General features: G+C 65.6%; 16 protein-coding genes. 1 reads left to right on the top strand and 15 read right to left on the bottom strand.

All coding sequences use genetic code 11. From position 1 onward, the window contains the following. Positions 1-196: 196 nt before the first annotated feature. The 9 genes from JN531_RS13705 to surE form a co-directional block, all read right to left on the bottom strand. The gene (locus JN531_RS13705) at positions 197-598 is read right to left on the bottom strand and encodes a hypothetical protein (protein ID WP_228349421.1); all 402 of its coding nucleotides are present in this window, start codon (positions 596-598) and stop codon (positions 197-199) included. Positions 599-666: 68 nt separating this feature from the next. Continuing rightward, positions 667-2,358: a single-stranded-DNA-specific exonuclease RecJ gene (recJ, locus tag JN531_RS13700; RefSeq protein ID WP_436233318.1), complete on the bottom strand. Its 1,692-nt coding sequence runs from the start codon at positions 2,356-2,358 to the stop codon at positions 667-669. Beyond that, positions 2,358-3,479: a threonine synthase gene (gene thrC / locus JN531_RS13695; RefSeq protein ID WP_228349419.1), complete on the bottom strand. Its 1,122-nt coding sequence runs from the start codon at positions 3,477-3,479 to the stop codon at positions 2,358-2,360. Before thrC ends, recJ begins: the two co-directional genes overlap by 1 nt. Positions 3,480-3,503: 24 nt before the next feature. Next, positions 3,504-4,817: a homoserine dehydrogenase gene (locus tag JN531_RS13690; protein ID WP_228349418.1), complete on the bottom strand. Its 1,314-nt coding sequence runs from the start codon at positions 4,815-4,817 to the stop codon at positions 3,504-3,506. 42 nt (positions 4,818-4,859) lie between these two features. Next, on the bottom strand, positions 4,860-6,104 hold the full coding sequence (gene alaC, locus JN531_RS13685) for an alanine transaminase (protein WP_228349417.1): 1,245 nt from the start codon (positions 6,102-6,104) through the stop codon (positions 4,860-4,862). Between the two features lie 129 nt (positions 6,105-6,233). Then, positions 6,234-7,079, bottom strand: a complete 846-nt coding sequence (locus tag JN531_RS13680) for a peptidoglycan DD-metalloendopeptidase family protein (RefSeq protein ID WP_228349416.1) — start codon at positions 7,077-7,079, stop codon at positions 6,234-6,236. Positions 7,080-7,081: 2 nt separating this feature from the next. Beyond that, positions 7,082-7,657: a YqaA family protein gene (locus JN531_RS13675; RefSeq protein ID WP_228349415.1), complete on the bottom strand. Its 576-nt coding sequence runs from the start codon at positions 7,655-7,657 to the stop codon at positions 7,082-7,084. Then, positions 7,657-8,331: a protein-L-isoaspartate(D-aspartate) O-methyltransferase gene (locus tag JN531_RS13670; protein ID WP_228349414.1), complete on the bottom strand. Its 675-nt coding sequence runs from the start codon at positions 8,329-8,331 to the stop codon at positions 7,657-7,659. Before JN531_RS13670 ends, JN531_RS13675 begins: the two co-directional genes overlap by 1 nt. After that, a complete protein-coding gene (gene surE / locus JN531_RS13665) occupies positions 8,328-9,074 on the bottom strand; it encodes a 5'/3'-nucleotidase SurE (protein WP_228349413.1) in 747 nt (248 codons plus the stop codon). Before surE ends, JN531_RS13670 begins: the two co-directional genes overlap by 4 nt. A gap of 79 nt (positions 9,075-9,153) precedes the next feature. On the opposite strand from surE, the gene JN531_RS13660 reads away from it, so the two are divergent. After that, on the top strand, positions 9,154-9,687 hold the full coding sequence (locus JN531_RS13660) for a Smr/MutS family protein (RefSeq protein WP_228349412.1): 534 nt from the start codon (positions 9,154-9,156) through the stop codon (positions 9,685-9,687). Here JN531_RS13660 and JN531_RS13655 read toward each other — a convergent pair whose 3' ends face one another. From JN531_RS13655 to eno, 6 genes are all read right to left on the bottom strand, one after another. After that, complete coding sequence (locus tag JN531_RS13655; protein WP_228349411.1) at positions 9,688-9,873, bottom strand: hypothetical protein; 186 nt, start codon at positions 9,871-9,873, stop codon at positions 9,688-9,690. 105 nt (positions 9,874-9,978) lie between these two features. Next, the gene (locus JN531_RS13650) at positions 9,979-10,602 is read right to left on the bottom strand and encodes a TetR/AcrR family transcriptional regulator (RefSeq protein WP_228349410.1); all 624 of its coding nucleotides are present in this window, start codon (positions 10,600-10,602) and stop codon (positions 9,979-9,981) included. Between the two features lie 62 nt (positions 10,603-10,664). Beyond that, on the bottom strand, positions 10,665-11,162 hold the full coding sequence (ispF, locus tag JN531_RS13645; protein WP_228349409.1) for a 2-C-methyl-D-erythritol 2,4-cyclodiphosphate synthase: 498 nt from the start codon (positions 11,160-11,162) through the stop codon (positions 10,665-10,667). After that, positions 11,149-11,877: a 2-C-methyl-D-erythritol 4-phosphate cytidylyltransferase gene (gene ispD, locus JN531_RS13640; RefSeq protein ID WP_228349408.1), complete on the bottom strand. Its 729-nt coding sequence runs from the start codon at positions 11,875-11,877 to the stop codon at positions 11,149-11,151. The genes ispF and ispD overlap by 14 nt, the downstream gene beginning before the upstream one ends. Next, the gene (locus JN531_RS13635; protein WP_228349407.1) at positions 11,874-12,161 is read right to left on the bottom strand and encodes a septum formation initiator family protein; all 288 of its coding nucleotides are present in this window, start codon (positions 12,159-12,161) and stop codon (positions 11,874-11,876) included. Before JN531_RS13635 ends, ispD begins: the two co-directional genes overlap by 4 nt. Positions 12,162-12,166: 5 nt before the next feature. After that, entirely contained in the window at positions 12,167-13,465 is a 1,299-nt protein-coding gene (gene eno / locus JN531_RS13630) for a phosphopyruvate hydratase (protein ID WP_228349406.1), read from the bottom strand. Between the last annotated feature and the right edge of the window lie 18 nt (positions 13,466-13,483).

Genomic DNA, 13,483 nt, shown 5'->3' with positions numbered 1-13,483 from the left:
TGCGGCAGAGTTCGGGGTCAAACGAGCGGCTTGATCGCGACACAGGGGGGTGCCAGAGCCGCCCTTTTGCGGGATTCCGACCGGGCTTGCAAGCCCCCATCTGCGTCGGAGGGCGACGGCGCCACCTGCGACCGCCGTTTATCAGAGCGGTCGGCCCGCAACCGCATCGCGAACAGGAACGGATTGCCGAGCCGCTTCATTGCCCGACGGCGGCGCCGGCCTGCGCCTCGCGCTGCGACAGACGCGCCAACGCCAGCAGCAGGCCGAGGCTGCCGCTACAGGCGATCAGCACGAACCACGGCAGCGGGCTCATGCCCGCTGCCCGAAGGCGCGGAAGCAGCAGCGTCCAGGCGATGCCGGCAGCGAGCAGCAGGTCCACCCAGATCTGGTTAGCCCAGAGGCTGCGCACATGCTCAGGCCAGAAGCCGAACAGTCCTTCCTGTGCGACCGCAGCAGCCGACAGGCCGGCAAACAGCAGCGACAGCAGCAATGGCGGCAACGGGCTGGCGGTGACAGCGACTGGGCGCAGGGCGGCCTGGACGCCATAGGCGAGGAACAACAGTGCGGCGAGCCAGGGCAGCAGCGTCGTCGGGGACATGGCAATTCTCGGAAATTGAGGAGCCCCCAGTCTGGCCATTGCGGTGACGACCGCAATGACCTCTCAGGTCATGTCGAAGCAGGGTCGACGTGGACCACCATCAACTGTGGCGTCACCCGTTGCTGCCACCGATTGACGCCCAACCGATAGACAAAGCGGGCGGTCTGCCCGGCGGCCAGCGCCGCATCTCCGGCACCGAAGTGCACCGCCTCCACCATGCCGCCATCGGGATGAGACAGCGTGTACCGCAGATGTTGCTGCGCACTGCCCATGAACTTCACCGCCTGGACGGCGAACCGGCCATCGAATTGTGGCTCGGGAAACCCCTGCCCCCAAGGCCCGGCCGCCTCCAAGGCCAGCGCGGCTTCCAGGTCCAGCCAGGCGCCGGGTAATTCGCCATCACTTTCGATCACCGCCTGCAGGGCATCGTCATCAAGATGCGCAGCGCAGGCAGCGTCGAAGGCCGCACTGAAGGCAGGCCAGTTCGCCTCCGGCAGGCTCATACCAGCGGCCATGGCATGGCCACCAAAGCGTTCGATCAGACCCGGATGCGCGGTGTCGATCTCGGCCAACACATCCCGCAGGTGAAGCCCGGGAATGGTGCGGCCGCTGGCCTTGAGCATGCCTCGCTGTTGCGCCCGGGCAGCGGCGATCACCGGCCGATGGTGGAGGTCCTTGATCCGCGAGGCGACCAGCCCGACGATGCCTTCATGCCAGTCCGGCTGAAACAGGCAGAGGCCAGTCGCCGTCGCCTCGGCGCTGATCCGCAGGGCGCTGTCCCGCATGTCGGCCTCGATATGGCGCCGCTCACGATTGATTCGGTCCAGCTGCTGCGCCAGCGCCTCAGCCTGCAGGGAATCGTCACTGAGCAGACACTCGATACCAGTCCGGATGTCGTCCAACCGTCCCGCGGCGTTGAGCCGCGGGCCGAGCACGAAACCCAGTTCCTGGCTGGTGAGGTGTTGTGGCTCACGCCCTGCCACCCGTAGCAATGCCCGCAGCCCCTCGTGCATCTGCCCGGCCCGCATCCGCCGCAGGCCGGCCGCCACCAACACGCGATTATTGGTATCCAGCCTCACGACATCGGCCACCGTGCCCAGCGCCACCAGATCCAGCAGCGGCGACAGGCTTGGCAGGGTTTGTCCGAGGCCCCGCAGATGTGCGCGCAGGGCCGCCAGCAGGTAGAACATCACGCCGACACCGGCGAGGTGCCGAGATGGGAACTCGCAACCCGGCTGATTGGGATTGACGATGGCCGCCGCAGCCGGCAGCTCCGGGCCCGGCAGATGGTGGTCGGTGACGATCACCGGTACGCCCAGGGCCCGGGCGTGGGCCACACCATCGAGACTGGCGATGCCACTGTCGACAGTGACGATCAGACGGGCACCGCGCGCCACCGCTGCATCCACCAGCAAGGGCGACAGGCCATAGCCCATGCGGAAGCGGTCGGGCACCACATAATCGACATCGGCGGCGCCGAGCAGCCTCAGGCCGCGGACGCCGACCGCCACGCCGGTGGCGCCGTCGCAATCGTAGTCACCGGCCAGCACGATGCGATGGCCCTGCGCCAGGGTGTCGGCGAGCACCGCCACCGCGGTCGCCAGCCCTCGCAGATGGGGCGGTGCCAGCGCGGCAAGCGGCAGCTCGGCATCGATGACCGTTTTCGCCCCACGTGCAGCGTAGAGCTGACGCACCAGGGGATGGAGGGTGTCGGGCAAACCCGCCAGCGCGGCCGGCGCCGGCGGTGGCCGACGGCGGATCACCCTGCCATGTGCTCCAGCAGGGTGCGTTCGACCGCGCTGCGCTCGGCGGGCACCTGGATCAGGCCCTTCAACCCATCCTTCATGATGATGTCGGGATCCTTCAGACCGTTGCCGGTCAGAGTGCAAACCACCGTACTACCCTGGGCAATCTTGCCGCTGCGAATATCGGCGAGCACGCCGCAAAGCGACGCGGCGGACGCCGGCTCACAGAACACGCCTTCCTTCTGCGCCAGCAATCGCTGCGTGGTGAGGATGTCGTCGTCACTGCACTCGTCAAACCAACCGTCAGATTCCTTCTGCACCACCCAGGCGCGATCCCAGCTCTGGGGATCGCCGATGCGGATGGCGGTGGCAACCGTTTCCGGGTCCTTCACTGGTCCACCACGCAGGAACGGGGCGCTGCCGGAGGCCTGAAAGCCGAGCATCTTCGGGCGAGACTGCGTCTGCGGCGGATGCGCTACCTTGCAGTTGCCATCGCAGAAGGCACAGCCGCCAGTGCTGAGGCCGGCGAGTTCGGAATAGCCGATCCAGTGTGCGGTGATGTTGCCGGCGTTGCCCACAGGCAGTGCGTGATAATCCGGCGCCCGCCCGAGACTTTCGGCAATCTCGAACGCAGCGGTCTTCTGCCCTTGCAAGCGGTATGGGTTGATCGAGTTGACAATGGTCACCGGGGCCGTCTGCGCCACTTCCTTGACCAACCGCATGCCATCATCGAAGTTGCCGCGGATCTGTACTACCACGGCGCCATGCACCACCGCCTGGGCCAACTTGCCGAGGGCGATCTTGCCTTCGGGGATAAGCACGAATGCCGTGATGCCAGCACGGGCGGCATACGCGGCGGCGGCAGCCGAGGTGTTGCCGGTGGAGGCGCAGATGATGGCCTTCGAGCCTTCATGCACCGCCTGGGTCACCGCGGCGGTCATGCCACGATCCTTGAATGAGCCGGTGGGGTTGAGACCTTCGAACTTGACGTAGATCTCGCCTTCGAAGCCGGCTTCGCGCGGGATGTGCTGCAGCTGGATCAGCGGCGTACGCCCTTCACCCAGCGAGATCGCCCGCACCTCCGGCGCAAACGGCAGGCGGTGGCGGAAATGGTCGATGAGTCCGGTGTAGTTCATGGAAGTGCTGGCCCCGTGGGCGCTCTAGTTGAAATGTTCGACGCGGATACGTGACAGCTGTTCACGCACGAACGGGAGGGCCTCGATGCGCTGCACGGCTTCGTGGATACGCTGTTCGCTGGCCTCGGAAGTGATCAATGCCACCGTGGCGTCATCGGACGCACGCGGCGGCTCGCGTTGTTGGATTGCCTCGATACTGATGTCGAGTTCGGCAAAGATCGAGGTGATGCCCTTGAGCACGCCGGGCTCGTCGGCCACCCGCAATCGCAGGTAGAAGGCGCTCTCGGTCTCGGCCAATGGCAACACTGGCAGCGCGGTCAGCGACGCCGGCGCAAAGCCGAGGTCGGGCACGCGGGTGCCGGCATCGCCGCCAAGCCCGCGGGCGATATCGACCAGATCGGCGACCACTGCCGAGGCAGTTGCATCCCCACCGGCGCCGGCACCGTAGAGCCCGATCGGACCACTGCCGTTGCCATGGATCAGCACTGAGTTGAGCACACCATCCACCTTGGCCAGCAGATGCTGCTCGGGCACCAATGTGGGATGCACCCGCAGCTCCACCTTGCCGCCGGATCGTTTGGCGATGCCGAGATGCTTGATGCGATACCCCAGGGCCTCCGCCACACGGATGTCTTGAGCACTGACTGCGGTGATGCCCTGTACCGACACAGCATCGAACGACAACGGCATGCCGAAGGCGATACTGGCGAGGATGGTGAGCTTGTGTGCCGCATCGATGCCTTCGATGTCGAAGGTGGGGTCCGCTTCGGCGTAACCCAGCCGCTGTGCCTCGGCCAGTGCATCGGTGAAGCTCTGACCCTGATCCCGCATCTGGGTGAGGATGTAGTTGCAAGTGCCGTTGATGATGCCGGCGACCTGGTCAATCCGGTTGCCGGCAAGGCCTTCGCGCACCACCTTGATGACCGGGATCCCCCCCGCCACCGCCGCCTCGAAGCCGACCGCCGCATTGCCGGCGCGGGCGCGTTCGAACACGGTGTTGCCGTCCAGCGCCAGCAACGCCTTGTTGGCGGTGACCACCGGCGTGCCGCGTGCCAGCGCCGCCGACACCAGCGACAGGGCCGGCTCGGTGCCGCCGATCAGTTCGGCGACGATATCAACATCGGGGCTGCTCGCCACCGCCTGCGCGTCGGAGGTCAGGGCGATACCGTCGAGGTCACAGTCGCGTGCGCGGTTGAGGTCGCGAGCCGCGGCCATCGTCACCACCAGCGGGCGTCCCAGGCGAGCGGAGATAGCGTCGGCATTGTCCTTGAGCAGGCGAATCACGCCCTGCCCCACGGTACCGAGGCCGATCAGGCCGACCTTGACGGGAGTCTTCATAAACACCTTATCCATGATGGGCGGAGCGCGACGAGCCGGTCGTCACGCCGAAGTGGTGATGCCGGCGGTCTGCAACATCCGGCGGATACCCCGCAATGCCTGACGCGTCCGATGCTCGTTCTCGATCAGGGCAAAGCGAACGTGGGTATCTCCGTACTCGCCGAAGCCGATGCCGGGGGAGACTGCCACGTGCGCCTCGGCCAGCAGCTTCTTGGAAAATTCGATCGAACCCATGGCCTTGAAGGGCTCGGGAATCTCGGCCCAGACAAACATGGTCGCTCGCGGCTTTTCGACCTTCCAGCCGATCTTGTTGAGGCCCTCGCAGAGCACGTCGCGGCGAACCCGGTACATCTCGCAGATTTCGGCGACACAGTCCTGCGGCCCTTCCAACGCAGCAATCGCGGCAACCTGGATCGGCGTGAACATCCCGTAGTCCAGGTAGCTCTTGATACGCGCCAGGGCGGCGACCAATGTCGGGTTGCCGACCATGAACCCAACTCGCCACCCGGGCATGTTGTAGCTCTTGGACAGAGTGAAAAATTCGACCGCGACATCCTTCGCCCCCGGCACCTGCAGGACACTGGGCGCCTTGTAGCCGTCGAACACGATGTCGCTGTAGGCGAGATCGTGCACCAGCCAGATCTCGTGCTCGCGGCAGATGGCCACCGCCTTCTCGAAGAATTCGAGATCCACACACTGGGTCGTCGGGTTGCCCGGGAAGTTCAGCACCAGCATCTTCGGCGACGGCCATGTCTCCTTGATCGCGCGCTGCAGCTCCTCGAAGAAATCCACCTCAGGTGTCATCCGCACATGGCGGACGTCGGCACCGGCCAGCACCACGCCATACGGGTGGATCGGATAGGCCGGGTTGGGCACCAGCACGACATCGCCCTGCGCCAGAGTGGCAAAGGCCAGATGTGCCAGCCCTTCCTTCGAGCCGATGGTGGCGATTACCTCGGTTTCGGGGTCAAGGTCGATGTCGTAGCGCCGCTTGTACCAGCGCGCCATCGCGCGTCGCAGCCGCGGAATGCCCTTCGACACCGAATAGCGATGCGTGTGCACGCCTTCTTCGTCATGCAGCTCGGGGCGAACGTAGTCGCTCTCGGTGCCGCGTACGCTGGCTTCCACCAGCTTGTCGACAATGTGCTTGGGCGTCGGCTGGTCGGGATTGCCCATGCCGAAATCGATGATGTCCTCGCCGCGGGCGCGGGCTGCCTTCTTCAAATCACCGACGATGTTGAAGACGTAGGGGGGCAGTCGCTGGATGCGCGGGAAGTTGGTTTTCACGGACGGGCTCTGAAGGCCGAGGATGGGCCCGATGACGGGCGGCGAAAAGCGCGAAGTTTTAGCACCTTGCGGGGGTTTCCGGCAAGGGAATGGCCGCCGCCGGGTGTGCGCACGGCGACCCGCGGAACATCAGGATTTGGCGGGCAGGAACTTCACCGGATTCACCGGCTTGCCCCGCTCGCGGATCTCGAAATGCAGGAGCGGCTTGCGCTCCGGCCCCTCGCCCATTTCGGCGATGGGTTGTCCGGCCCGCACGGTGTCGCCCTCTTTCACCAGACGCGTGCGGTTGTAACCGTAGGCGGAGAGGAACACCTCGTCGTGCTTGATGATGATCAGCTCGCCATAGCCCTTGAGCGCGTTGCCGCTGTAGACCACCTTGCCGGCTGACGCTGCCACCACTTGCTGGCCGCGACGCCCGGTGAACTCCAGCCCCTTGCTGCCCTGAGTGGGCGAATAGCCGCGCGACACGATGCCGTCGGTCGGCCAGGTCCAGCGACCGGTCACCGGCGGCGGCACGGCGGCGGTCGTCGCTGCTACCGGCGGCGGCGCTGTCGTCGGAGGCGCCGATGCCGACGCGGCGCTACCCAGCGCCACCGGGGCCAGGGGCCGCGGCGCGCCGACGGGCGGCGGCAGGGTCACCGCTGCGGTAGCGACATCGCCGTTCGCCGGTGCGACCGGCTTGATCGTCGCCGCAGGCTTGAGTCGCAGGACCTGACCGGGATAGATCAGTTCGGGATTGGCGAGCGCGTTCCACTGCGCCAGTTCGCGGAAGTCGACCTGGTTGCGGAAGGCGATGGAATAGAGGGTATCGCCCTGTTGGACCCGATACTCGTCGGCCGCCACCGGCGGCAGCACGACCATCGGCGTGGTGGAGTCGACCTGAACCCGCTCGGCAGGCGGCGACCAGCTCAGCAGTGCCGCACACCCGGTCGCCATCAGCGCCAGACCGAGCGTAATCACGCGGGTACCGATCATCTTCATCGCATCCATAGAATTCCCACCAGAACCACGAGAACCAACACCCAGCCGATGACGTCGATGTAGCGCAACAGGTGACGCTCAAAGGTCGGTCCGAGCGCTTTCACCAGGCCAGCAACGACGAAGAAGCGGATACCGCGCCCGATCAGCGACCCGAGAAAGAACGGTAACAGGCCCATCTGCGCCGCGCCTGCCGAAAGGGTGAAGACCTTGTAGGGCACCGGCGTGATGCCGGCCATCAGGATCGCCCAGAAACCGTACTGTTCGAACCATTGGACGGCAGTATCGTAGGCCTCGCGCCTACCGATACGGTCAACCCAAGGCAACACCAGGTCGAGCACCCAGGCGCCCAGCATGAAGCCGATCAAGCCGCCCACCACCGAGGTGATGGTAGTCAGGGCCGCCAGCCGCCACCACTGGGCTGGCCGGGCAAGTACCATCGGCGCCAGCATCACGTCGGGCGGGATCGGAAATACGGTGGCCTCGGCCACACTGAGCCCGCCCAACCACCAACGGGCATGCGGATGTGCGGATTTGGTCAGCGTCCAGGCATACAACCGGCTGAACAACCCCATCAGACCTTGCCTGCCAGCAACGGGACGAAACTGACCGTGGCGATGTCACGTTGGCGGAAGCCCATCACCCCTCGGTCAATCACTTTCAGCACCTGCGCACCCGGGGGCCCCACCGGAATCACCAGGCGTCCACCGGGCGCCAACTGCTCCGGTAGCCCGGGCGGCAGCTCCGCGGCTGCGGCCGTCACCAGAATGCCGTCATAAGGGGCATACGGAAGCCAGCCCTGCATGCCGTCGGCATAGCCGAAATGCACATTGCGATACCCCAGCGCGGCAAGGCGCTTGCGCGCCTGTTCGGTCAGGGCCTTGACTCGCTCGACGGTGAACACCACCTCGCACAGCTCGGCCAGCAGCGCGGTCTGGTAGCCACTGCCGGTGCCCACTTCGAGCACCCGGCGCCGGGTCCCGCCTTCCAGCAGGGTCTGCGTCATCATTGCCACCACCGCCGGCTGCGAGATCGTCTGCGCGAAGCCGATCGGCAACGATGACTGCAGCTCGTAGGCGCGCGCCTTGAATGCATCATCAACAAACTGATGACGGGGGATGCGCCCGACCGCCGCCAGCAGCGCGGGTTCGTGGATTCCCTGCCTGGAAAGGCCCTCGGCCAGCCGTTGCGCCGGGGTCTTCAGCGGCGTGGTGGCGCCACTGACGGGGTTGCGTGATCCGCGCGTCACAGATCGGATACCCAGTCCCGCAGACGCTCCAGGGCGGCATGGCGGGTCAGATCGACGGTGATCGGGGTCACCGACACCTGATGGCGGCTGATGGCATGGAAGTCGGTCCCCGCGCCACAGTCCGCCTCGGCCCCGGCCGCCCCCAGCCAGTAAATGGTGCGGCCACGCGGGTCCTGGGTGCGGGTCACGCTCTCGGCACGATGCCGCAAGCCGAGGCGGGTCACCGCATACCCCTGCAGTTCATCCAGCGGCACGTCGGGTACGTTGACGTTGAGGATGGTATCCGGTGGCAGCGGATGGGTCGCCAGACGGGCCACCAGGGTGACGGCGACTGCTGCGGCCGTTTCATAGTGCCGCGGTTCGTGCGCCACGCACGATACCGCCAGCGCCGAACAGCCCAGGTGTCGCCCCTCCATAGCGGCCGCCACGGTGCCCGAGTAGAGGGTGTCGTCGCCGAGGTTGGCCCCGGCGTTGATCCCGGACACCACCATGTCGGGGGGCTCCGGCAGTAGCGAGGTCAGCGCCAAATGCACGCAATCGGTGGGGGTGCCGTCAACGCACCAGACGCCGTCGGCGTGCTGATGCGGTCGCAGCGGATTGAGCAGCGTCAGCGAGTTGGACGCGCCGGAGCGGTTGCGATCGGGCGCCACCACCGTAACCCGGTGATGCGCCTCCAGCGCGTTGCGCAGGCATAGCAGACCAGGGGCCGTACAGCCGTCGTCGTTTGAAAGAAGGATGCGCATGGTGGACAGCGGGGAAAAACGCCGGGTAGTTTACCGGTCTGACCGGCATGCTGCCGACTCCATCATCGGTGTTTTTGCCATGTCCGACTCCGACAACGACTCCGCCCTGTTCCGCGCTGCCCTTGGCGATGTCCGACGTGCCGCCCCCGCTGGGCATGTCAGCCCCTTGCGGCGACCGCCACCGCCAGTGGCGCGGCAGGCGCAGGCCGATGAGGTGGCGGTGATGGCCGAGCTACTGGCCGCAGCGGACCCGGATGATTTCGAGTGCGGCGACACGCTGACCTATCGCTCGCCCGGGGTACAGGACAGCGTCATCCGCCGGCTGCGGCGCGGCCAGTATCGGGTCGAGCGGGCTCTTGACCTGCACGGTCTGAACCGCCATCGGGCGCGCCATGAAATCGTCGGCTTTCTGAGCCGTTGCCAGCAGGATGACGTGCGCTGTGTGCGCATCATCCACGGCAAGGGCAATGGCTCACCCAACACCGGGCCGGTACTGAAAGCCCACGTCGACAGCTGGTTGCGACGACGTCGCGACGTCTTGGCGTTCTGTTCCGCCCGGCCGCCGGATGGGGGGACCGGCGCGATCTATGTGCTGCTACGAAACCCCGGCTGATCAGAGTACGTCGCGCAGGTCGATGTCGAAGCGGAACGGGTGCAATCTGGCCACCACACGGCGGCGCAGGCGCACGACTGTCGACTGTACATAATGACGGTACTGATCAACATTCCAGCCTTCCGACAGCGCTTGCGGCAACCGCAAGGCCGGCATTCCGGGTCTCTTGATAACCTGTGTATTCATGACATACCCCCTCGAGGGTTACTTACTACTCAGTAAGTAGCGTACACCCAATCCCCGGGCCTGTGTGGACAGCAGGTTTCGATGGTCGACGCGACCCGACGAACGTCAGTTGCGCCCGGAGGCACCGCCGCGCAATTCCAGCCCCAGCTGCTCCAGCACCTGATGGAAGCGCTGGGGACCAGCCATGCGGGCGATCTGCAAGCCACCCTGCAGCGCCGCGCCAACTTCGACCGCCTTTGACCGGGCCTCGCCCGGAAACTGCAGACTGCCTTCATCGCGTCCGGCCTGCAGCGTTTCCGCCAGCCATTCGTAGTTTTCGCGCATCAGCAGCCGAGCTTCATGCCGCATCGGCTCGGGAATGACCCCGAACTCGGACCCGAGAACGCCGACCGGACAGATTCGCATGTCAGTCGCGGCGAGATACGCGATGTAGGTCTCGAAGAAGGCCGTCAGCCGCGACCAAGCATCACCCTGTCCGGCCACGCTCTCGGCCCAGTCCCGAAAGCGCTGGCGAAACCGGCGCACCAGCGCCACCCCCAGATCTTCCTTGCCGGGAAAATGGTAGTGAATAGCGGCGTTGCGGATACCCAACTGGACCGCAATATGTTGATAGCTGAAAGCGTTGTAGCCGCGACGCTGCAACAGTTCTTCGGCGGTATTGAGAATCTCCTCCCGCGTGTCGCGACGCGGGCGGAGGCGCAGGCGGTCCTTCACGAGCGTTTCAAGCATGTCGGCAGTCTACGGTGGGGGACGCCATCACACAAACCATAACTCGCTGATTCGACAGCATTTCAGACGCCTTCTCGGGGGGCGATGAGCACCACCGCATGAGCCGCAACACCGGCCTTGCGACCAATGTGACCCATCCCCTCATTGGTGGTCGCCTTGACGCCTATCCGGTCCACAGTGACCCGGAGGTCGGCCGCCAGACATTCGCGCATGGCGCCGGTGTATGCGGCCACCCGCGGCGCCTCTGCGATCAGGGTCAGGTCGGCATTGACCAGGGCATACCCGGCGGCATGCAGGGCATCCACCACGGTCCGCAGCAGGTCCCGAGAGTCAGCACCGGCAAAGCGAGCATCCGTGTCCGGAAACCACTGACCGATATCGCCCCGCCCCAACGCGCCCAACAACGCGTCACACAGCGCATGGATCAGCACATCGCCATCGGAGTGCGCCACCAGCCGGTAGTCACATGCGATCTGAACCCCTCCGAGGGTCACCCCCGTCCCGGCTGCCAACTGATGGGCATCGAAGCCATGCCCAATGCGCGCATCAAACAGATTCATGGTGGTTCGATTCTCCCGCCTGAAGCCGCAACCAGAACGCAGCCAGGGCCAGATCGTCCGGGTAAGTGATCTTGAGATTGCTGGCGTGACCCCACACCACCGTGGGCCGCAAGCCGAGCGCCTCGATGGCGCTTGCCTCGTCAGTGACATCCGTGCCGGCAGCTGCCGCCCGGGCGAGGGCATCGACCAGCGTCAACAGGGGGAACTGCTGAGGGGTCTGGGCGCCGGCCAGGTGGGCACGCGGCACGGTTTCGACCGCCCGGCCGTCTTGGTGGCGTTTGAGCGTGTCGGTCAGCGGCCGTGCCAGCAGCCCGCCCTCAGATGTGGTGGCGGCATCACGCAGCTGCAGAAGCGCCTCCTCGCGCAGACAGGGGCGCGCGGCATCGTGGACCAGCACCCAGGTACGTTCGGGCCAGCCGGCATGACACCGCACCGCCGCCAGTCCGGCCCGAACCGAGTCAGCGCGTTCGGCGCCCCCGGTCACCGTCAGTACCCGCGGATGCCGGGCCATCGGCGATGCTGACCAGGGGGTGTCTCCAGCCGCCAGCACCAGTACCACACCGTCGATCCAACCCTGGCGCAGCAAGGTTGTCAGCGACCACTCGAGTACGGTGCGACCGGCCAACGGTAGCCAGGGTTTGGGAGTCTCCATGCCCATCCGGGTACCGGCTCCGGCGGCCACCAGCACCGCCCAGTAACGAGGCCCCTCGGTCACGGTCCGTCGGTGGAGACCACCAGGTAGAAGGTTTCGTCCTGCTCGATCATGCCCAGCGCGGTGCGCGCACGGGCTTCCAGTGCCCGGCTACCGACGTTGAGGTCCTGAACTTCGGCAGCCAGACGACCGTTGCGTTGCCGCAATTGTTCGATCTCGGCTTCCAGCGCGGCCACCTGGGTCTGCAGGGTGTGGGCATGGGTCACCCCGCCGTCGGCGACCCACAACCGCCATTGCAGACCCAACAGCATCAGCGCAAGTGCGGCGATGATGATTCGGCCGCGCATCGTCTTCAGCCGACCTTCACCGGGAAGGCACCGGCACCGGGATAACGTGCCTGGGCGCCGAGCTGTTGCTCGATCCGCAGCAGCTGGTTGTATTTGGCCATGCGGTCGGACCGGCACAGCGAGCCGGTCTTGATCTGGGTCGCGGTGGTGCCGACAGCAATGTCGGCAATGGTGGCGTCTTCGGTTTCGCCGGAGCGATGGCTGACCACGCTGGCATACCCGGCGTCGGTCGCCATCTGGATAGCGGCCAGGGTTTCGGTGAGCGTCCCGATCTGGTTCGGCTTGATCAGGATGGAATTGCCGATGCCCTTGGCAATGCCTTCAGCGAGGATCTTGGTGTTGGTCACAAACAGATCATCGCCCACCAGCTGCACCTTGTCACCCAGCGCCTGGGTCAGTAGCTTCCAGCCGGCCCAGTCGTTCTCGGCACAGCCGTCCTCGATGGAGATCACCGGGTACTTTGCGCAGATACCCGCCAGGTAGTCGACGAACTGTTTCGGCGAAAACGATTTGCCTTCGCCATGCAAGTGGTACTGGCCCTTGCTGTAGAACTCCGAGCTGGCAACGTCGAGCCCGAGGAAGATGTCCTTGCCCGGCTTGTAGCCGGCTTTCTCGATGGCTTCGAGAAGGCAGTCGAGGGCCGCAGTGTTGGATTCGAGGTCGGGGGCAAAGCCGCCTTCATCGCCGACCGCGGTATTGAGACCACGGTCCTTCAGCACTTTCTTCAGGGTATGGAAGATCTCGGCGCCACAGCGCAGCGACTCGGAGAACGATTTCGCGCCCACCGGCAGGATCATGAACTCCTGAATGTCGACATTGTTGTCGGCATGGGCGCCCCCGTTGATGACATTCATCATCGGCACCGGCAGGGTTACGCTGGAAATTCCGCCGAGGTGGCGGAACAACGGCAGGCTATTCTCGTCGGCTGCCGCCTTGGCGGCGGCCAGGCTCACCGCGAGGATGGCGTTGGCACCCAGCTTCGATTTGTTGTCGGTGCCGTCGAGCTCGATCATGGCGGCATCGAGGCCGGCCTGATCCTGGGCATCAAGCCCGCTCACCCGCTTGGCGATATCCACGTTGACGTGCTTGACCGCCTTGCTGACACCCTTGCCGAAGTAACGCGACTTGCCGCGCTTGGGCGCGCCGTCGCGCAGCTCAACCGCTTCACGGGTGCCGGTGGAAGCGCCGCTGGGTGCGGCGGCACGGCCGACGAAGCCGGTTTCCAGCACCACCTCGGCTTCCACCGTGGGGTTGCCGCGGGAATCGATAATTTCAAGACCGGTAACGGAGACGATTTTTGACATGGGGTTTCAGGTTCGGGC

This window comes from Flagellatimonas centrodinii (assembly GCF_016918765.2).
Classification (GTDB): domain Bacteria; phylum Pseudomonadota; class Gammaproteobacteria; order Nevskiales; family Nevskiaceae; genus Polycyclovorans; species Polycyclovorans centrodinii.
The sequence above is the reverse complement of the archived record's forward strand: the minus strand, read 5'-3'. Positions and strand labels throughout refer to the sequence as shown.